Origin of the sequence: Actinoallomurus sp. NPDC052274 (assembly GCF_040679475.1) — a bacterium.
Lineage (GTDB): Bacteria > Actinomycetota > Actinomycetes > Streptosporangiales > Streptosporangiaceae > Actinoallomurus > Actinoallomurus liliacearum.
Map to the genome: position 1 here is coordinate 45,459 of NZ_JBFAUT010000022.1, position 21,055 is coordinate 66,513.

Below are 21,055 nucleotides of genomic sequence, written 5' to 3' on the forward strand. Positions count from 1 at the left end.
TCCCTCGAGTAGTGGGTTCTGGTCAGACGATATTCAGCTCGGGACGTGCCCCGGCCAGGTCGAACCGCCGCGCGTCCAGGCCGGTGACGTCCACGAACGGCGCGCGGTCGAGGTAGAGGTCGCGGACGACCTCCCCGACGGCCGGGCCCATCAGGAAGCCGTGGCCGGAGAAGCCGGTGGCGTAGATGAACCGGTCGACGCCCGGTGCGGTCCCGATGAGGGCGTTGTGGTCGGGCGTCACCTCGTACAGGCCCGCCCATCCGGTGCCGAAGCCGACGTCCAGCAGGGCGGGGGCGCGGTGGGCCATGGCCTCACCGAGGCGGGGCAGCCAGGCGTCGGACCGGTCGAGCTTGAACCCCGGCGTCTCCTCGGGGTCGGACATGCCGATCAGCAGGCCGCGCCCTTCCCGATGGAAGTAGAACGAGGTGGCGAAGTCGATGGTGAACGCCGTCGGCGGCAGGTCCGGGATCGGCTCGGTGACCAGGATCTGCCGGCGCAGCGGGGTCACCGGCAGGTCGACGCCGACCCACGCGCCGACGGCGCGCGACCAGGCGCCGGCCGCGCAGATCACGGTGTCGGTCTCGATGCGGCCGCCCTCGGTCTCGACGGCGACGATGCGGCCGTTCCGCGTGTCGATGCCGGTGGCGGCGCAGTTCGGCAGCAGCGTCGCGCCGTGCCGCCGGGCCGCGCCCGCGTAGCCGAGCACCACGGACTCGGGTGTGCAGTGCCCGTCGGTGGGCGAGTACGCCGCGGCGAGCAGCCCGTCGGTGTCGATGAGCGGGGACAGCTTCGCCGCCTCGCGCGGCGTGATGATCCGGCTGGGCACACCGAGGTCGTTCTGCACCGCGACGTTCCGCTCGAACTCCGCGACGGCCTCGGGCGAGTCGAGCAGGAACAGGTAACCCGGCTTGTGCAGGTCGATCTCCTGCCCGAACCGCTCGGCGAAGGTCTCGAACGTCCGCAGGCTGCGCACGGCGAGCTCGATGTTGACCCGGTCGGAGAACTGCGCGCGCACTCCCCCGGCGGCCTTGGACGTCGAGCCGGAGCCCAGCGGCCCCTGGTCGATCAGGACCACGTCGGTCACGCCTGCCGCGGCCAGCTCGTACGCGGCGGCGACGCCCATGACGCCGCCGCCGATGATGACCGCCGACGCGCGGGTGGGCAGCTCACGACTCATCGACAGGTTCCTTTCAGACGTGCTCGGGCACGCGCCGGCGCAGGACCATGGCCTCGCGGACGCGGCTCTGGGCCAGCGCGTACGCCGCCTCGTGGGGGGTGACCTCCGCGCGGCGGGACTCGCGGAGCACGGCGACCGCGTTGGCGCGCAGCTTGCTGGAGATCATGGAGAAGACGTCACCGGGCTCCACCTGGAAGGGCGAGTAGCGGGCGTCCATCGAGTGCGCGGCGGCGACGATGCCGCCGGCGTTGGCGATGAAGTCGGGCACCACCGCGACACCGCGCTTGTGCAGGATCTCCCGGGCCGCCGGCGTGGCCGGGAGGTTGGCGCCCTCGACGACCAGCCTGGCGGTGGTCGACCCGGCGACGTCGACGTCGATGACGTCCTCGCGGGCCGCGGGCACGAGGATGTCGGTCTCCGCCGACAGGGCCCGCTCCGCGGGCGCCGGCGGGCCGTACTCGCGGACGCAGTCGTCGCCGAGTTCGGCGCTGAGCGCGAGGAGGCGGTCCACGTCGAGGCCGTCGGGATCGTACGCGCAGCCCGCCACGGTGGACGCGGCCACGACCACCGCGCCGAGCTCGCTCAGCCTGCGGACGGCCGCCCGGCCCACCGCGCCGAGTCCCTGGACGGCGACGCGGGCGCCGCGCAGCTCCAGGCCGAGCTCGGCGGCGGCCGCGTCGGCCGCCTCCGCGACGCCGTACCCGGTCACGCCGAGCTGGTCGTACGGGAAGCCGCCGAGCGCAGCCGGCAGGCCGACGGCCGCCCCGCGGTCGCCGAGCTCGTCGAGCAGGATCGCGGCGTCGTTCTCGGTCAGGCCCATGTCGAGGCCGAAGACGTACTCCTTCGGCACCTCGCCCGCCAGCGCCCGCGCGAAGGCCCGCAGGATCTCCTCCTTGTTCGGCGCCGTGGGGTCGGCCACGATGCCGGCCTTGGCGCCGCCGTGGAAGAGGTCGACGGCGGCCCATTTCCAGGTCATCGTGCGGGCGAGCCGCGCGATCTGGCCGACGGTCACCCCGGGGCTCATCCGGGTGCCGCCCTTGCCCATCCCGCGGGCGGTGTTGTCCAGCACGAGGACACCCCGCATCCCGGTTCTGCGGTCGGACACGCAGACGACCTTCTCGGGTCCCCACTCGTCCATGAGTGCGAAGACGTCATCGCTCACGGCAGCGCTGCCCACCTCTCGGTTCGCTCGGTGCGTCCAGCATCGGGGACCGCGCACGGCCGGAGGAAGCGGCCGAGCATCGCCATCTGTCGCCGTGGCCGAAGAACTTCTTATGCTTCGACGGCGATGGCGGGCAGGTCCTCCGCGAGCCGGGCCGCGGCCTGGCGCAGCGTCCGTACGGCGCCGGTCACCGCCGGGTTCACGGCCGCCGGGCGATGCACCGCGATGACGTGCCTGCGGGCCGCCGTCCCGCCGAGCCGGGTCGCGACCACGCCCGCACCGGGCAGGTGCGCGAGCGCCGGGACCAGCGCCACTCCGAGGCCCGACCGTACGAAGCCGTGGATCACGCCGTAGTCGTTGCTGCGGTAGTCCAGTTGCGGTTCGAAGCCCGCCTGGGCGCACAGGCGGCGCAGGCAGGACGCGCCGGCGGTGCCCTCCCGGGCGGCCACCCAGGTCTCGTGCTCGAGGTCGCCGAGCGCGACCTCCTCGGCGGCGGCCAGCGGATGGCGCTCGGGCAGCAGGAGCAGCAGGTCCTCCCCCAGCAGCGGGGTCTCCTCCAGGTCGCGCGGCCAGGCGCGGGGCACCAGGTCGTACCGGTAGACGAGCGCCAGGTCGAGCTCACCGGCCCGTACGAGCGGGATGAGCTCGTCCGGCTCGCCCTCGTCGAGGAGGATCTCCACCGACGGGTACGCGCGGGCGTAGGCGGCCAGGCCGATCGGCAGGAGCCGCTGGCTGGCCGTCGGGAAGCTGCCCAGCCGGAGCCGGCCGATGCGTCCCTCCGCCATGCCGCGGACGTCCTCTTCGAGTGCCTCGAGCGCGGACAGCGCGTCGACGGCCCGCCGTACGAGGTAGACGGCCGCCGGCGTCGGCCTGATCGTGTGGGCGCCGCGTTCGAACAGCGGCATCTTCACGGCCCGTTCCAGCGCGGCGATCTGCTGGGAGACCGCCGAGGCGGTGTAGCCGAGACGCCGCGCCGCGTCGGCGAACGACCCGGCGTCCAGGACGGCGGTCAGCGTCCGCAGGTGGACGGGATTGAGCATGCTCGGCTACGGATCTACGAATCGGGGGCGAGTCGCTCGGCGAGGAGCTGGGCCAGGTGGACGCCCTGGCGGGGCGACAGGTCTGCGATCTGCGTGCGGCAGGAGAAGCCGTCGGCGAGGACGACGGTATCGGCGTCCGCCTCGCGCAGCGCGGGCAGCAACTGGTGCTCGGCGACCGCGACGGACACCTCGTAGTGCCCCTTCTCGACCCCGAAGTTGCCCGCGAGGCCGCAGCAGCCGCCCAGCCGCCGCACCTCCGCGCCCGCGTTCTCGAGCATCTCGGCGTCCTGGCCCCACCCCATGACGGCGTGGTGATGGCAGTGCGGCTGGGCCACGACCGTCGTTCCGTCGAACGAGGGCGGCCGCCAGTCCGGGGTCTCGGCCAGCAGTTCGGCCAGCGTGCGGGTCCGCTCCGCCACCGGCGCCGCCACCGCCTCGTCCAGCAGCTCCAGCGCGTCCGAGCGCAGGACCGCCGTGCAGGACGGCTCCATGCCCACGATCGGGATGCCCGCCTCGGCGGCCTCGGCCAGCTCGGTGACCGTACGGCCGAGGATCTTCTTGGCCGCGTCGAGCTGACCGGTGGAGATCCAGGTCAGCGCGCAGCACTGGCGGCGCTCACTGATCTGCGGCCGGTACCCCGCCGCCTCCAGCACGGCCACCGTCGCGCGGCCGACCTCCGGCGCGAAGTGGTCGGTGAAGGTATCGACGAACAGCATGACCGGCCGGCCCTCCGCCGGGCGCTCGTCGCGGGTCCGCTCGAACCAGTCGCGGAACGTCCGGGGCGCGAACTCGGGCAGATTGCGCCGCCGGTCCACGCCGGCCACGGCCAGCGCCGCCCGCCGCAGCCCCGGCACCCGCAGGGCCGCGTTGACGACGCGCGGCATGCGGCCGGCCAGCCGCGCCCAGAGCGGGAGCCGGCCCAGCGAGTAGTGCGCGGCGGGACGCAGCCGCCCGCGGTAGCTCTGGTGGAGCACCTCGGACTTGTACGCGGCCATGTCGATCCCGGTCGGGCAGTCCGAGGCGCAGCCCTTGCAGGACAGGCACAGGTCGAGGGCCTCGTGGACCTCGGGTGAACGCCATCCGCCGGAGACCAGGGAGCCGTTGACCATCTCCTGCAGGACCCGGGCGCGCCCTCGGGTCGAGTCCTTCTCCTCGCGGGTCGCCAGGTAGGACGGGCACATCACGCCGCCGGACCCGGTGTTATCGGCGCGGCACTTGCCGACGCCGGTGCAGCGGTGCACCGACTGGCCGAAGTCGCCGCCGTCGTGGCGGTACGCGAGCGCGAGACTCCCCCGCACCGGCCGGGCGGCGGGGATCCGCAGGTCGGCGTCGACCGGGCGGGGCCGCACCAGCACGCCGGGGTTGAGCACGTCCCCCGGGTCGAAGATCCCCTTGACCTGGGCGAACAGGTCGATGACCGGCTCGGAGTACATCCGCGGCAGCAGCTCGCTGCGGGCCCGGCCGTCGCCGTGCTCGCCGGACAGCGAACCGCCGTAGCCGGCGACCAGCGTGGCCGCGGACTCCAGGAAGGAGCGGAACCGCTGCGGCCCGTCCGGCCGGTCCAGCGGCCAGTCGATCCGGATGTGCAGGCAGCCGTCGCCGAAGTGCCCGTACGGCAGGCCCGTCACGTCGAACTCGCCCATCAGCGACTCGAAGTCGCGCAGGTAGCGGCCCAGCATCGCCGGGGGCACGGCGGCGTCCTCCCAGCCGCCGTGCGCGGGGCGCCCGGCGGGGCTGCGGCCGGACAGGCCCGCGCCGTCCTCGCGGATGCGCCACAGCGCCGCCGCCCGCGCCGGGTCGGTGACGACCAGGGCGTCCTCGCAGCCGGCGGCGACCCGCCCGGCCCGGTCCCGGACCTCGGCCTCGTCGTCCCCGGCGACCTCGACGAACAGCCACGCGGCACCGCGCGGCAGCGGCGGCACCGCGTCCGGGCCCTTCCGGGTGCGCACGACGTCGACGATGCGCGCGTCGATGCCCTCGCAGGCGGTGGGCAGGTGCTCCAGCAGGGTGGGGGCGGCGTCGCCGGCCGCGGCGATATCGTCGTAGCCGAGCACCACCAGGACCCGGTGCGCCGGGTCGGTGACCAGGGTGACCGTCGCCTCGGTCAGCACGGCGAGGGTGCCCTCGCTGCCGACCAGCAGGCGGGCGACGTCGAATCGCCGCTCCGGCAGCAGGTGTTCCAGCGCGTACCCGGACACCTGACGGCCGAACCGGGCGAACTCCGTCCTGATCGTGGCGAGGTTCGCGGCCGCGAGGTCGTGCAGCGCGGCCACCTCGGCCGGGCCGCCGGGCGCGGGCTCGCCGAGCGGGGACGAGAGGTCCAGAATGGTGCCGTTGCCGGTGACGGCCTTGAGACCGGCGACGTTGTCGCTGGTACGGCCGTAGCCGAGGGTCCGGGACCCGCACGCGTTGTTCCCGATCATGCCGCCGATGGTGCAGCGGGTGTGCGTGGAGGGATCGGGGCCGAACCTGAGCCCGTGCGGGGCCGCAGCACGCTGCAGCTCGGCCTGGATGACGCCGGGCTGGACCACGGCGGTCCGGGTCTCGGGGTCGACGCGCACCACCTTCCGCAGGTGGCGGCTGAAGTCGAGCACGAGCCCGGGACCGACCGCGTTGCCGGCCACCGACGTGCCCGCGCCGCGTGCGGTGAGCGGGATCTCGTGCCGAGCGCACAGCTCGACCGCGGCGGCCACGTCCTCGGCGGACCGGGGCCGCGCCACCAGGAGGGGTGGCACCCGGTAGAGGGAGGCGTCGGAGGAGAACGCCGACCGCGACATGGAGTCGGTCAGCAGGTCGGTGACTCCGCGTCGGCGCAGGTCGGTGGCGAGGTTGGCGGCCCGGTCCATAAGTAGCATGTTACATGCGACCCCTGGCGCTCCGCGCACATTCTCCGTACCCTTCCGTGTCACAAGGCGACGGTTCGGCGGCAAGGAGGCAGGGCAGATGGTCGACTCGACGGCGCTCCGGGCGGCTTTCGCTCGACGGCTGTCAGCGATGTACGGCACGGAGGTCCCCGCGTACAACACGCTGGTCGACGTCGCGCAGGAGGTGAACCGCGACGTGCTGGAGCGGATGGGCGCCGACGCCGAGCGGCTCGGCTCCATCGACCGCGTCACGGCCGAGCGGCACGGCGCGATCCGGGTGGGCACGCCCGCCGAGATGGCGCAGGTCGCCCGCGTCTTCGGCGCGATGGGCATGTACCCCGTCGGCTACTACGACCTGCGCGAGGCCGCCGCCAGCTCGGTCCCGGTCGTCTCCACCGCGTTCCGGCCCGTCGACGAGGCCGAGCTGGCCGCCAACCCCTTCCGCGTGTTCACCTCCATGCTGGTGACGGGCGACCGGCGGTTCTTCGACGAGGACCTCGAGCGCAGGCTCGGCGAGTTCCTCGGGGCGCGCCGGCTGTTCCCGCCCCGGCTGCTGGAGCTGGCCGACCGTGCCGAGGCCGAGGGCGGCCTGGACGACCAGGCGGCCGAGGAGTTCCTCACCCTCGCCACGGCCGCGTTCGAGCTGTCCCGCGAGCCGGTCTCGCGGAGCTGGTACGCCGAACTGGAGCGGGTGTCCTCGGTCGCCGCGGACATCGGCGGGGTGCCGAGCACGCACGTCAACCACCTGACCCCGCGCGTCCTCGACATCGACGCCCTCTACGCGCGGATGAGCGAACGCGGCATCACGATGATCGACGCCATCCAGGGGCCACCTCGCTGGAACGGTCCGGACCTGCTGCTGCGCCAGACCTCCTTCCGCGCGCTGGCCGAGCCGCGGGTGTTCCGGGAGGACGACGGCCGCGTCGTGGAGGACGACCTGCGGGTGCGGTTCGGCGAGGTCGAGGCGCGGGGCATCGCCGTCACCCCGGCGGGACGCGCGCTGTACGACGAACTGTCCGCGGAGCTGGACGCCGCGCTCGCGGGCCGGCGGGTGACCGCCGAGGAGCGTAACGCCGTCGCGGCCAAGCTGTGGGAGGGCCGCGTGCCGTCCACCGAGGCCGAGCTCGTGGCCGGGGACCTCGCCTACTTCACGTTCCACACCACGGGCCACACCACGGGTGCGCGCCCCGGCTCCACTCCCCCGGCCGACCTCGCCGGCCTCCTGGCGGAGGGATGGGTCACGGCCCGGCCGATCGTGTACGAGGACTTCCTGCCCCGCTCGGCCGCCGGGATCTTCCAGTCCAACCTGACCTCCGATGGATCCAAGGACGTGACCAGGGACGGCGCGGAGTTCGGCGCCGAGGCGCTGGCCGGCGTGCTCGGCCGGCCGCTGCACGACCCGTACGAGCTGTACGCCTCGATCCGGGCCGCGTCGCTGACCCGCGTACGCGACGAACTCGGCCTCGACCTCGCGATCGCCCTGCCTTAGAGCTCGTCGACGATGGACGCCCACAGGGCGTCCACGTCGACCGGCTCGCCCTGGGCCCGGGCGGCCTGCCTGGCCAGGATCAGGCCGGTGTTGGTGAGGTGCGCCCGCATCGCCCGTACGGCCCCGTCGGCGTCCGCGGCGGCGACGGCCGCCACGATCGGCTCGTGCTCCTCGTGCACCTGCCGGAGCGTACGGGACCGGTCGTCGGTCGACGTGCCGAGGATGCGCATGGTGTCGCGCAGGCCGCCGACGATCGCCCGCGCCCGGCCGTTGCCCGCCGCGACGAGGATGTGGTCGTGCAGGGCCTGGTCCAAGTGGAAGAACAGCGCCTCGTCACCGGCTTCGACCGCCGCCGCCATCTCCGCCATGGTCGCCCGCAGGGTCTCCCCCAGGTCGGTGAGGTCGCCGTCGGCCACCCGCCGGACGGCGGGGAGCTCCAGCGCCAGCCGCACCCCGAAGATCTCGACGATCTCCCGAGGGTGCGGCAGCACGACGCGGAACCCCCGGTTGCGCTCGACCTGCACCAGGCCCGCCTCGGCGAGCCGCAACAGTGCCTCGCGAACCGGGCTCCGGGAGACGTTGAGCTGCTCGGCGATCTGGTACACCGAGTACAGCCGGCCGGGCACCATCGCGCCCGTGTGCACCGCCCGCCGCACCTCGGAGATCACCTGCTCGGCCAGCGACCGCCGCGCGTGCGGCAACGGCTGCAGCTTGAGCTCGGCGTGCTCCCGGATCGACGGCATGGTGGCATGCTACCCAGCCCGGATGGGCCGTTACCGCCCGTCACGTGGGCTTCGTCGGGCGGGTCGGCGTCAGGGCGAGCTGGCCCTTCAGCATCCGGCCGCCGTCGGCGGTCAGGCGCAGGTAGTAGTCCGAGGAGCAGGGCGTGCCGTCCTCGTCCAGGGCCCACAGCCCGGAGCCCGACGGGACCATGGCGGCGTTCTCGGCGGTCTTGGCGATCTGGTTGCCCTCGCCGTACTCGTCGAACATCGAGATGTAGATGCCCTGCGCGCCCACCCGCACCATGTTGTAGAACTGGCGCCACATCAAGTCGCCGTGGGCGCGCTGACGGGCCGACAGGTCCCCGGGCAGCACGCACGGCTGGTAGTCGATGCCGTGGGCGTTGCAGTCGGCCTGGTCGCCCTGGTTGGCGTTGGCGTAGAACCAGTCGGAGCCGGCGGCGTCCCCGACCCGGCCGACCATCCACGGCGAGATCATGTTGAAGGCGTGGTAGACGTCCAGGTAGCCGGACCGTGAGTCGCTCACTCCCGTCCGCCACCAGGTGGGCACACCACCCATGACGTAGCAGCCCTGGCCCTTGAACCAGTTGACGACGTCCAGGCACACGGACGCGCTCCAGGGGTGGTTGCCGTCGTTGAAACCGAAGCCCCAGATGCCCACCACCGGCCTGCCGTTCTGCCGGGCGTACGCCGAGGACGAGGTGTGCGCCCGCATCTTGTTCGTCCAGTCGGCCTTGATCTCCGACTGCATGTTCGTCCAGCCGGAGACGTCGTACATGATGTAGAACTTCACGCCGTGCGACTCGGCGGCGGACCTGACCTTGCTCGCCATCGCGTCTCTCGTCGGGCCCTCTCCACCGGTCGGGTTGAAGCGCTGCAGCGCGGCCGTGTCGCAGCCGTACTGCCGCATCCACGCGAAGTGGGTGTCGACGGTCTGCTGGTCGTAGGAGGAGAACAGCGTCGCGGACGCGCCGCCGTTGAGGTTGGGGTAGTTCGTCTTGTACGTCCTGCTGTACTCCCGCATGTCCGGCCATGCCTTGATGACGTTGTTGCTCGTGGACGGCGGCTGGGACCAGTTCTGGCTCCAGTGCCACCAGCCGTTGATCGGCGCGCCGTCCCCGGCGCACGCGAACCAGCCCTGGTAGCCGACGGTGATCTTGCCGACCACGTCGCCGGGCCCACTGGCCGCCCGCGCCGGGGCGGTCAGCGCCGACGTGGCTCCCGGCAGGGCGGCGAGGGCCGAGCCGGCCACCGCTGAGGTCATGAACCTTCGGCGGGAGATGGTCATGACGCTCCTTCCAGTCAGTCGTTGATGAGGTCGAACTCTTCCCAAGGACCGATCGCCGTGCGGTTGGCGATGAGGGAGGCGGCGCCCGCGTTCTCGGCGCAGACGTAGTCGTTGTTCGCGTGCGCTCGCAGGCTGACGCTGCCGTCGGAGTTGTGGATGAGGTCGAAGGTCTGTGCCGCCCCGACGCTCGTCGCGTCCGCGATCAACGGCGAGGCTCCGGCGGTGACGTACTTGTCGTCGGCGTGCGAGCGCAGCGCGATCGCGCCGCCGCCCTGGTCGACCTCGTCGAACTGCTCCCACGGCCCGATGGCGGTCCGGTTCGCGATCAGGGGCGCGGCGCCGGCGTTCTCCGCGGTGACGTACTGGTTGTTCGCGTGCGCCCGCAGGGTGATCACGTGGCTCGTCGAGGAGGTCACGGTGACCTGGCCGGTGAGCCGGATGTCCCGGGAGGACGCGCCGACGAGGACCTGGTGGGTCCCGGCCGTGGTCGCCCACCCGCCGCCGTTCCAGTACTGGAAGCTGCGGGCGTCGAGTGTGACCGTGACGTGCTTGGTCTGGCCGGCGTCGAGCGTGACCCGGCTGAAGCCGCGCAGGTTCTTCGGCGGCTCGCCGGCCGAGGACGGCTGGCCGACGTAGACCTGGGCGACCTCGGTCCCGGCCCGCGACCCGGTGTTGGTGACGTCGAAGCCGACCGCCACGTTGCCGGAGGCGTCGGGCGTCCCGACGGTGAGGTTCTTGTAGCCGAAGGTCGTGTAGGACAGACCGTGTCCGAAGGGGAACATCGGCGTCTTGTTCTTCGCGTCGTACCAGCGGTAGCCGACGTTCAGGCCCTCGGAGTACTGCACGGTGCCGTTCTGGCCGGGCCACTGCGCGGCGGTGCTCGCCGGCACGTCGGCGAGGCTCTGCGGGAAGGTGACGGGAAGCCTGCCGGAGAAGTTCACGTCGCCGTACAGCAGCGCCGCGATCGCCGTGCCGTCCGTCTGGCCCGGGTACCAGTTCTCGACGATGCCCTTGACGGCGTTCGCCCAGGGCATGGTGACCGCCGAGCCGCTGTTCACGACGACGACGGTGTTGGGGTTGGCGGCGGCGACGTCGGTGACGAGCCTGTTCTGGTCGCCGGACAGGTCGATGGTGTTCAGGTCGGCGCCCTCACCCTCGCCGTTCGAGACGAAGACCACGGCCACCTGGGCCGCGCGCGCCGCCGCGACCGCCTCGTCGTGCAGGTTCTGGTTCGGGATCTGCCAGCCGAGGCTGACCTGGCTGCCGCCGCCGTCCTGGAAGTAGTCGACCTCGATGTCCACCGGCTGTCCGGCCGTGAGCGCGATGGTGCCGGTCTTGGTGGTCGGCGGCTGGTCCGCCCAGTTGTCGATGACCTTTTGCCCGTTGACGTACAGTCGGCTGCCGTCGTCGCTGGTCAGCGCGAAGGTGTACGTGCCGGTGGTGGGCGGTGTGAGCCTGCCGGTCCACTTGACCGACCAGCCGTTGCCGGGGAGGCCGGAGGCGGGCGGCTGGCCGCCCCACAGGAAGTTGACGTTCGGGTCGGTCCGGGTGAGGACCGGGGTCCCCGTCATGCCGGTGTTGTTGTAGTACTGGGCGGTCAGCCCGGTCCCGGAGCCGGAGGCCGGGGTCAGGTAGGACGAGTCGACGACCTGGCCGTTCGGCGAGGCGACGCCCTGGGCGTAGGTGACCTTGGTGCCGCTGCCCGCACGGGACTTGATGCCCTGGTACGGCGTGACGACGGAGGCCAGTGTCGAGGGGTTCACGTGGGCGCTGCCGCCGCCCGCGGTCATCGCGTTCGCGCCCGCGTCGTCACCGATCACCGCGATCGACGAGGTGGAGGACCCGAGCGGCAGCACCGGACCGCTGTTCTTCAGCAGCACGCTGCCCTCCTCTGCGGTCTTCGTGGCGGTCGCCTGATGGGCGTCGGAGGTGACGGTCGCGCCCATGGTCCCGGTCGGCGGGGAGTCGAACAGGCCGCTCGCGAACATCGAGGTCAGGATCCGGCGTACGTGGTCGTCGATGGTGGCCTGGGAGACCTGGCCGTTGTTCACGGCGGTGGTGAGGGCGTCGCCGTAGTAGGTGCTGCCGGTCATCTCCTGGTCGAGGCCGTTGTTCGCCGAGGCGACGGTGGAGTGGGTGCCGCCCCAGTCGGAGGTGACGAAGCCGGGGAAGCCCCACTGTTGCTTGAGGACGTTGTTCAGGAGCTGCCCGTTCTCGCAGGCGAAGGTGCCGTTGATCTGGGAGTACGAGCACATCGCCGAGTACGCCTTGCCGTCCTTGACCGCGGCCTCGAAGGCGGGCAGGTAGATCTCACGCTGGGTCCGGTCCGCGACGACGGCGTTGTCCTGTGCGGTGTTGCGGTAGGTCTCCTGGTTGTAGACCGCGTAGTGCTTGACCTGCGCCATCGGGCCCTGCGCCTGGATGCCCCGGATCTCGGCGGCCCCGAGCTGCGCGGCGAGGTACGGATCCTCGCTCAGCGACTCGAAGGACCGGCCCCAGCGCGGATCACGGTCGATGTTGATCGTGGGGCCGAGCACGGTGTTCGCGCCCTTGCCCCACGCCTCGGCGCCGATGACCTTGCCGTACTCCCCCATGAGGTCGGGATCCCAGGTCGCCGCGCCGGCGACGGGGGCGGGCAGTTGGGTGACGCCGGTGGCGCCGTCGGCGACGCCCGCGGGGCCGTCCTGCAGGCGAAGCTGCGGGATACCGAGGCGGGTGTTGCCGTCGACGCAGGCGCCGTAGTCGCAGGAGGCGCCCTGGTGCATCATGGTGATCTTTTCCGCCAGGGTCATCTGGGCGAGCAGCGCGTTCGCCCGGTCGACCGGCGCGAGCGCGGTGTTCAGCCACGGCCGCGCCGCGGCGTGCGCGGGCACACCGGCCAGCAGCCCTCCGATGAGTGCCCCGATGACGGCGACGGTTCTCAGCAGATGTCTTCTCATCGGCAGGCTCCGATCGGCGGCTGTTCGTATTTTTCGTGAACTTATCTGCTCTTTGCAGTACCTTGTCAAGAGACGTCAAAGATCGGATCTCCTTGACAGCCTCTGTGATCGGCGTCACTCTGCCTGAGAGCGCTCTCAGCGTCGAGAGCTCCCACGCCCCGTCCCCGCCACCCACCCCGCCAGGTGTGGCGAACCGGCGCTGGACACCGCCTTCCGCAGGCGGCGCCCCCGTGACCGCGCGTACGCCGGATCCGCCACCTCGAGTCGCCGGTGTCCGCCTCCCACCGGCCGAGGAGCCTCGATGTTCCGCGCTCGCCCCAGACGCGTCCTCGACTCGCCACGCTCACTGATCGTCGTGCTCGTCGCCCTGATCGGGCTGATCGCCGCGTCGACGGCGGCGGCACCGCCCGGCCGCGCCGCGGCGGTCCTGCTCTCCCAGGGCAGACCGACCACGGCCTCCTCCACCGAGAACGCCGGCACGCCCGCCTCGGCCGCCACCGACGGCGACACCGGCACCCGCTGGTCCTCGGCGTTCGGCGACCCGCAGTGGCTGCAGGTGGACCTCGGTTCCAGTGCCGCCGTCAGCCAGGTCGTCCTGCGGTGGGAGACCGCGTACGCGAGCGCCTTCCAGATCCAGACCTCCGCCGACGGGAACGCCTGGACCACCGTCTACTCCACCACGACCGGCACCGGCGGCACCCAGACGCTGAACGTCTCCGGGACCGGCCGCTACGTGCGGATGTACGGCACCGCCCGCGCCACCCAGTACGGCTACTCGCTCTGGGAGTTCCAGGTCTACGGCTCAGGGGGCACGGCGTCGTGCGGCACCGCCGACTCCGCCGCGCACCAGCCGACCACGGCCTCGTCCACCGAGAACGCCGGCACGCCCGCTTCCGCCGCCACCGACGGCGACACCGGCACCCGCTGGTCCTCGGCGTTCGGCGACCCGCAGTGGCTCCAGGTGGACCTGGGATCGTCGAAGCAGGTCTGCGGGGCCCGGCTGACCTGGGAGGCCGCCTACGCCACCGCGTTCCAGGTCCAGGTCTCCGGGGACGGGACGAACTGGACGACGATCTATTCGACCACCACGGGCGCCGGCGGCACGCAGACGCTGAACATCTCCGGGACCGGCCGCTACGTGCGGATGTACGGCACCGCCCGCGCCACCCAGTACGGCTACTCGCTCTGGGAGTTCGCCGTGTTCACCATCGGCGGCGGCGACGGCGGAGGCGGTAACGGCTCCTGCCCCTGGGTGGGGTCCACCGCGCCGGTGTCCCAGCGCGTCGCCCAGGTCATGGCGCAGATGACCCAGGACCAGAAGATCACCCTGCTGCACGGCACCGGCGCGTCCTCGCCGTACATCGGGAACACCGCCGCGATCCCGTCGCTGTGCATCCCCGCGATGGGTCTGGAGGACGGGCCGGGCGGACCGGGCGACGGACTCGGAGGCGTCACCCAGCTGCCCGCGCCGGTGGCCGGGGCCGCGACGTTCGACACCGCGCTGGAGCAGCAGTACGGCGTGGTGGCCGGCAGCGAGTTCGCCGGCAAGGGCGCGGACGTCGCCCTCGGCCCGACACTGAACATCGACCGCGACCCGCGCTGGGGCCGGGGCTTCGAGAGCTTCAGCGAGGACCCGTACCTGACGGGCCAGATGGCCGTCGCGCAGATCAAGGGCGTGCAGAGCCAGGGCGTCATGGCCCAGGCCAAGCACGCCGCGGTCTACAACCAGGAGACCTACCGCAACGGCATGTCGGACAACGCGATCGTCGACACCCGTACGCTGCAGGAGATCTATCTGCCCGGTTTCCAGGCGGCCGTCGGCCAGGGCGCCGCGGCCTCGGTGATGTGCGCCTACAGCGTGATCAACGGGAAGTTCGCCTGTGAGAACCCGTACATCCTGAACACGGCGCTCTACCAGCAGGCGGGCTTCACCGGGTTCGTCACCTCCGACTGGGGCGCGCTGCACTCGGCGGCTCCCGCCGCCAACGCCGGCATGACCCAGGAGATGCCGGGCGCGGCGTTCTTCGGTGACCAGCTCCGGCAGGCGGTCGCGTCCGGCCAGGTCAGCCAGGCGACGCTGGACACCATGGTCAGCCGGGTGCTGACCCAGATGTTCGCGTTCGGCCTGTTCGACAAGACCAAGACCGGCTCGACCGGCGCGGTCGTCACCACCGACGCGCACAAGGCCATCGCCCGCCAGATCGCCGAAGAGGGCACCGTCCTGCTCAAGAACACCGGCGTGCTGCCGCTGTCCACCTCCACCACCAAGAAGATCGCCGTGATCGGCGCCGACGGCGGCGCGGGCGTGGCCAGTGTCGGGGGCGGCAGCGCCACCGTCACCTCCTCGGGAACCGTCTCGCCGCTCACCGGCATCCAGAACCGCGCCGGGTCCGGCGCCACGGTGCAGTTCGAGGCGGCCGACGGCACGGACGGCGTCAACCGCGCGGTCACGCTGGCCAAGTCGGTCGACGTGCCGATCGTGTTCGCGACCTATCCGCAGAACGAGGGCACCGACAACACCTCGATCGACCTGCCCGGCCAGCAGAACCAGCTCATCTCCTCGGTGGCGGCCGCCAACCCCAGGACGATCGTGGTCCTGCACACCGGCTCCGCGGTGACCATGCCGTGGCTGAACCAGGTCTCCGGAGTCCTCGAGGGCTGGTACTCCGGTCAGGAGGTCGGCAACGCGCTGGCCGCGATCCTGTTCGGCGACGTCAGCCCGTCGGGCAAGCTGCCGGTGACCTTCCCGGCGAGCCTGAACGACGTGCCCGCGCACACCACCGCGCAGTGGCCCGGCAACGGCAGCCAGGTGCAGTACTCCGAGGGCCTGGACGTCGGCTACCGCTGGTACGACGCGAAGAACATCACGCCGCTGTTCCCCTTCGGCTACGGCCTGTCGTACACGACGTTCTCCTTCTCCAACCTGCAGGTCGGCGCGCTCGGCTCGGGCGGTTCGACGGTGACGGCGACCGTGACGAACACCGGGAGCCGGGCCGGGGCCGAGGTCGTCCAGCTCTACGTCGGCGCTCCGGCGACGACCGGCGAGCCGCCGCACCAGCTCAAGGGGTTCCAGCGGGTCGACCTGCAACCGGGCCAGAGCCAGACCGTACGGTTCACCGTGACCGCCCGCGACCTGGCGCACTGGGACGACACGGCCGGCGGCTGGACGACGACGCCCGGCGCGTACCAGATCCTGGTCGGCGACTCCTCGCGCAACCTGCCGCTGACCGGCTCGCTCAACGTGACGAGCACCCTCAAGAGCGACCTGTCCGGCACGCCGAGCCGCACGGGCGCGGTCACGGTCGCCGACCCGGGCGGCATGAGCAGCCCGGTGGGCACGGCGGTTCACCTGCGGATGACCGCGGCGGCCACCGGTGACCCGACCTTCACCGCCACGGGCCTGCCCGCCGGTCTGTCGATCAGCCGCTCGGGGACCATCACGGGCGCCGCCCGCCACGCCGGAACCAGCACGGTGACGGTGACCGCCACCGACTCCACCGGCGCCGCCGGCACCACGACATTCGTGTGGACGACGACCAGGCCCCTCCGCAGGGCTTCGCGCTAGTTCCCCCCGCCACCGCCAGTAAGGATCGACTCAATGCCGATTCGCGGAAGATCCGTCACGTTCCCGGCCATGCTCGCGGCCGTCGCGGCCCTCCTGGTGCCGGCGACGGCCACGGGAGCCCGCGCCGCCGCGGCGTGCATCCCGTCGGGCACCGACGCCGCCATCAACGCCGCCCTCACCGGGACCGGCGCGGCCGCCGTCCTGTGCCCCGGAGCCGTCTTCACCCTGAGCGACTCGATCAGGTTCACCGCACCGAACCAGCGCGTCGAGACGCAGGGCCTGCCCACCGATGACAGCCGGGCCACCCTGAAGTTGTCCGGCTCGCTCACGACGGCGATCAACGGCACCGACCAGTCCGGTGTGACGGTGCGGAACATCCAGGTCGACGGCGGACGGCCGGCCCTCGGCCGGCTGGACGGCGGCGCACTCATGGAGATGGGCGCCTCCGGCACCGGCCAGACCGTGCAGAACGTCTACGCGCACGACACACGGAGCTGGTCGACGCTGCACTTCATCGAGGGCGCCGTCACGAACAGCACGCCGGCCTGCCAGGGCGCGAAGATCCTGAACAACACGATCGGTCCGGCGGGTACCGACGCGCCGAGCGGCACGTGGGCCGACGGCATCTCGCTGGCCTGCGGTGACAGCACCGTCCAGGGCAACACCGTGCAGGACGCCACCGACGGCGGCATCGTCATCTTCGGCGCGCCCGGCTCCGCGGTGAAGAACAACACGATCGTCGCCAGGACCCGCACGCTGCTCGGCGGTATCAACCTCGTCGACTACGCGCCGATGAACGGCAACTACACGGGCACGACCGTCACCGGCAACACGATCAACGCGCAGAGCGCCTTCATCAAGGTCGGCATCGCCATGGGCCCGCAGGTCTGGGGCTGCGGAACCGGCACCAACTACGGCGCCTCGGTCACCGGCAACACGCTGCAGGGCGCGCACATGGGCTACGGGTACGCCGTCAACGGCGTCCGCGACTGGACCGTCACCGGCAACACCGACACCTCCACCCACGTCGGCACGCCGAACGCCGGCTGTGGCGGCACGGTGTCACCGCCCGGCCGTTTCCAGGTGCAGTCCGCGACCTCCAGCACCCTGCAGCCGGAGTTCACGAGCGCCCAGCTGACGTACGTCCTCGGCGTCGCCGAGCACCCGCCGACCGGTCAGGTGATCAGCCTGCGCGCCCACGCCAACGGCCGGTACGTCACGGCTGAGAACGCCGGCGCGTCGCCGCTGATCGCCAACCGGACGGCCATCGGTTCCTGGGAGACGTTCGACCTGATCGACCAGGGCGGCGGCGCGGTCGCGCTGCGCGCCCACGCGAACAACGAGTACGTCACCGCGGACGACGCAGGAGCCTCGCCGCTCATCGCCAACCGGACGGCCATCGGCTCCTGGGAGACGTTCGCCCTGGTCCACAACGCGGACGGCAGCGTCAGCCTGCGGGCGAACGCGAACAACGAGTACGTGACGGCCGAGAACGCGGGCGCCTCGTCACTGATCGCGAACCGCGCGTCCATCGGGCCGTGGGAAGAGTTCGACCTCATTCAGGACTGACGTGGTGACAATGATGGATCATGACAATCGGTCCCACCGCCGGCCACTGCGGCGGCTCCTGGCGGTCCTCGCCCTGGTGGCGGGCGTGCTGGACCTCGCGGTGATCGTCCCGGCCCTCGCGTCCCCGACCGACGCGGCGTTCGACGGCTCGGCCGGCGCGCTGAACGTCGACTACGCCGGCTACCTGAGCAAGCACGACATCGTCTACAACCGGCCCAACACGAACTCCGCGTACGGGCTGACCGTCGGCAACGGCCGTACCGGCGCGATGGTGTGGAACCAGAACGGCCTGACGATGCAGGTCTCCGGCGCCGACCTGTCCGAGCAGTCGGCGTACGCGGGCGGCCTGGTGAACCTGTACTCCACTCCCGGCATGGACACCGGGTACTCCACCTACCAGCAGCGGCTGTCGCTGTACGACGGAACGCTGACCACCAAGTACGACTCCGACCGCACGGTGACCATCATGGGGTCGCCGAACTCCGAGGTCATGGGCATCCATGTCGACGACCGCCGGACCAACGTCACCGGCGTGGCACTCGACCTGAGCCTGTGGGATCCGAGCACGGTCACGAACGTCGCGGACGTCCCGGACCTGAACACCTGGAAGACCTACTCCACCTTCGCCGACGCGAGCGGCGTCGGGCTGAGCCGGGGGCAGAACGACGCGAACGGCTTCGGCTCCACCCTCGCGGCGACCGTCGAGGGCGCGAACTACACGAGCCAGGTGGTGAACGGCTCCAAGGTACGGCTCAACATCACGCCGTCCTCCAGCTACACGATCTGGTTCACCGCCGCGAGCCGGCTGAACGCGCCGAACCACGACTCGGTCGCCCAGGCGCGGTCTCAGCTCGCCGCGGTGAAGAGCACCGGGTACGCCACGACGCTCACCAACTACCGGAACTGGTGGCACGGCTTCTGGCAGCGGTCGTTCGTGCAGTACTCCGGCCTGTCCGGCGACGCGGACTACCTGGAGAACGTCTACTACCTCGCGACGTACATGATCGCCTCGGGCGGCTACGGCAACTACCCGTTCCACTTCATCAACGGCGTGTACCGCTCGACCGGCGACCAGACGAAGTGGAGCTACGGCTACTGGTACTGGAACCAGCGCGACGTCTACAACTCGTTCCTCGCCTCGAACCACACCGACCTGCTGAGCACGTTCAACCGGCTCTACAGCCGCAACCAGACCGCGCTGAAGTCGTACACGAACACCCGCTACGGCGTGGACGGCCTGTGGGTGCCGGAGACGATGGGCTGGGACGGCAACGCGCGCGGCACGATCAACAGCGACTACACGAAGAACATCCTGTCCACCGGCACCGAGGCCGCGTACAACATGTACCTGCAGTACCGGTACACGAACGACACGGACTACCTGCGGAACACCGCCTATCCGTTCATGCGGGACGTCGTGCGGTTCTACGCCGCGAAGCTGACCCGCGACGGCTCGGGCAAGTACACGATGGCCAGTTCCAACTCCCACGAGACGTACTGGAACGTCCCGGGCGCCATCACCGACCTGGCCGCGGTGAAGAGCCTCTTCCCGGTGACGATCGAGGCGAGCCAGACCCTCGGTCTGGACGCCGACCTGCGGGGCCAGTGGCAGAGCATCCTCGACAACCTCGCGCCCTACCCGACCGACGGCAGCGCCTACCTGCCGCACACGCCGCCGATCGCCCAGACGCACAACGACGAGAACGTCGCGTCGGAGGTCATCTGGCCGTACAACACGACCGGAATAGGCGCTCCGGACTACCAGACCGCCGTGAACACCTGGAACCGGCGGCCCTTCCCGTACGACAACGTCTGGGCCAACGACGCGATCCAGGCCGCGCGGCTGGGCCTGGGCGACCAGGCGTACAACGGCATGAAGACCATGCTGCGGAAGTACCAGACGTATCCCAACGGGCTGACGGACAACACGAACGGCGTCTTCGAGTACCTCGGCGTCCACCTGTCGGTGGTCAACGAGTCGCTGCTGCAGAGCTACAACGACAAGATCCGGGTCTTTCCAGCGGTGCCGTCGGACTCCTCGTTCGTCGGAAAGTTCACGCTGCTGGCCAAGAACGGCTTCCTGGTCAGCTCCGAGCGCGAGGCCGGCGAGGTCAAGTACGTCGGCCTCAAGAGCCTGTACGGGAACTCGGCCACCGTGGTGAATCCCTGGGGCACCCAGCAGGTACGGGTCCGGCGCGTGTCGGACAACGCGATCGTCACGACGTCGTCGAGCGGTGAGGTCACCTTCCCGACGTCGGCGAACACCGTGTACGTCCTGGAGCGCACCGCCAAACCGCTGAGCGGCTACTCCGCCACCCGGCTCACCGGCACGGCCAACCAGGGCGCCAAGTCGCTGTCCGGTACCTCCTCCACTCTCGGCCTCGGTGCCGGCACCGCCAACGCCGTGATCAGCCTGCGGGCGCACGCGAACAACCAGTACGTGACGGCGGACAACGGCGGCGCGTCGCCGCTGATCGCCAACCGGACCGCGATCGGCCCGTGGGAGCAGTTCGACGAGATCGACCTGGGCGGCGGCGCGATCGCGCTGCGGGCGCACGCGAACAACCAGTACGTCACCGCGGACGACGCCGGCGCGTCGCCGCTGATCGCCAACCGGACCGCGATCGGCCCGTGGGAGACGTTCGACCTGATCCACAACCCCGACGGCAGCGTCAGCCTGCGGGCGCACGCGAACAACGACTACGTCACCGCGGAGAACGCCGGAGCCGCGGCGCTGATCGCCAACCGCACCGCCATCGGGACGTGGGAGGAGTTCGATCTCATCTCTTCGTGAGTCTCAGCCGGGCTTCTTCTCGTGCCGGGCGATCAGGGTGTCGATCTGGACGCTGAGCTTCGCGCCCAGGGGCCAGCCGACGTAGTGGGTGAGGAAGATGGCGATCTCGCGGAGTTCGGCGGGGGTCAGTTCGCCGTTGCCGAGGGCGGCGGGGAGCTGAATGTCGAGCACGTCGTTCAGGCCCTGACCGGCGAGCAGGCCGATGAGGAGGAGGCGGCGGTCGCGGATGGACAGGCCCGGGCGGGTCCAGATCTCGGCGAAGAGGTGGTCCACCGTGAGGCCGAAGAAGTCGCCGGGACCGTCGCCGACCTCCCAGCCGTACACCTCGCTCATCTTCTCCAGGCCACGCCGGCGCTTGTCGTCCCTCATGAGACCTCCTTCGTCGGAGGAGTGACCAGAGGCGCTGTGCTTGCCGATTCCCTCGCTTC

Annotated in this window: 12 protein-coding genes; 4 read left to right on the forward strand and 8 right to left on the reverse strand. The window is 71.4% G+C overall.

Translation table 11 applies throughout. From position 1 onward, the window contains the following. Positions 1-22: 22 nt before the first annotated feature. The 4 genes from AB0K82_RS20225 to AB0K82_RS20240 all read right to left on the reverse strand — a co-directional run bounded on the left by AB0K82_RS20225 (position 23) and on the right by AB0K82_RS20240 (position 6,225). Entirely contained in the window at positions 23-1,177 is a 1,155-nt protein-coding gene (locus AB0K82_RS20225) for an FAD-binding oxidoreductase (RefSeq protein WP_364398884.1), read from the reverse strand. Between the two features lie 13 nt (positions 1,178-1,190). Continuing rightward, positions 1,191-2,339 (reverse strand): Glu/Leu/Phe/Val dehydrogenase dimerization domain-containing protein, encoded by a 1,149-nt coding sequence (locus tag AB0K82_RS20230; RefSeq protein WP_364398885.1) that lies wholly within the window; start codon positions 2,337-2,339, stop codon positions 1,191-1,193. A gap of 110 nt (positions 2,340-2,449) precedes the next feature. After that, on the reverse strand, positions 2,450-3,379 hold the full coding sequence (locus tag AB0K82_RS20235; RefSeq protein ID WP_364398887.1) for a LysR family transcriptional regulator: 930 nt from the start codon (positions 3,377-3,379) through the stop codon (positions 2,450-2,452). Between the two features lie 14 nt (positions 3,380-3,393). Next, positions 3,394-6,225 carry an FAD-linked oxidase C-terminal domain-containing protein gene (locus tag AB0K82_RS20240; RefSeq protein ID WP_364398889.1) on the reverse strand — a complete coding sequence of 944 codons (2,832 nt, stop codon included), beginning with the start codon at positions 6,223-6,225 and terminating at the stop codon, positions 3,394-3,396. Positions 6,226-6,322: 97 nt separating this feature from the next. Here AB0K82_RS20240 and AB0K82_RS20245 point away from each other — a divergent pair, with 97 nt between their 5' ends. Next, complete coding sequence (locus tag AB0K82_RS20245) at positions 6,323-7,732, forward strand: VOC family protein (protein WP_364398890.1); 1,410 nt, start codon at positions 6,323-6,325, stop codon at positions 7,730-7,732. Here the strand turns inward: AB0K82_RS20245 and AB0K82_RS20250 are convergent. The 3 genes from AB0K82_RS20250 to AB0K82_RS20260 are packed head-to-tail and all read right to left on the reverse strand — an operon-like array spanning position 7,729 to position 12,699. After that, positions 7,729-8,475 carry a GntR family transcriptional regulator gene (locus AB0K82_RS20250; RefSeq protein ID WP_364398892.1) on the reverse strand — a complete coding sequence of 249 codons (747 nt, stop codon included), beginning with the start codon at positions 8,473-8,475 and terminating at the stop codon, positions 7,729-7,731. The two genes, AB0K82_RS20245 and AB0K82_RS20250, sit on opposite strands and share 4 nt — an antisense overlap. A 40-nt stretch (positions 8,476-8,515) precedes the next feature. After that, positions 8,516-9,760, reverse strand: a complete 1,245-nt coding sequence (locus tag AB0K82_RS20255) for a hypothetical protein (protein WP_364398894.1) — start codon at positions 9,758-9,760, stop codon at positions 8,516-8,518. Positions 9,761-9,774: 14 nt separating this feature from the next. Next, positions 9,775-12,699, reverse strand: a complete 2,925-nt coding sequence (locus AB0K82_RS20260; RefSeq protein ID WP_364398895.1) for a glycoside hydrolase family 3 C-terminal domain-containing protein — start codon at positions 12,697-12,699, stop codon at positions 9,775-9,777. 301 nt (positions 12,700-13,000) lie between these two features. On the opposite strand from AB0K82_RS20260, the gene AB0K82_RS20265 reads away from it, so the two are divergent. From AB0K82_RS20265 to AB0K82_RS20275, 3 genes are read left to right on the forward strand one after another with little or no spacing between them, the layout of a single operon-like run. Then, entirely contained in the window at positions 13,001-16,264 is a 3,264-nt protein-coding gene (locus tag AB0K82_RS20265; RefSeq protein ID WP_364398897.1) for a glycoside hydrolase family 3 C-terminal domain-containing protein, read from the forward strand. A gap of 33 nt (positions 16,265-16,297) precedes the next feature. Further along, complete coding sequence (locus tag AB0K82_RS20270; protein WP_364398899.1) at positions 16,298-17,833, forward strand: hypothetical protein; 1,536 nt, start codon at positions 16,298-16,300, stop codon at positions 17,831-17,833. A 13-nt stretch (positions 17,834-17,846) separates the two neighbouring features. Beyond that, positions 17,847-20,627 carry a hypothetical protein gene (locus AB0K82_RS20275; protein WP_364398901.1) on the forward strand — a complete coding sequence of 927 codons (2,781 nt, stop codon included), beginning with the start codon at positions 17,847-17,849 and terminating at the stop codon, positions 20,625-20,627. 3 nt (positions 20,628-20,630) lie between these two features. Here the strand turns inward: AB0K82_RS20275 and AB0K82_RS20280 are convergent, their stop codons facing one another. Then, positions 20,631-20,996 carry a carboxymuconolactone decarboxylase family protein gene (locus tag AB0K82_RS20280; protein ID WP_364398902.1) on the reverse strand — a complete coding sequence of 122 codons (366 nt, stop codon included), beginning with the start codon at positions 20,994-20,996 and terminating at the stop codon, positions 20,631-20,633. Between the last annotated feature and the right edge of the window lie 59 nt (positions 20,997-21,055).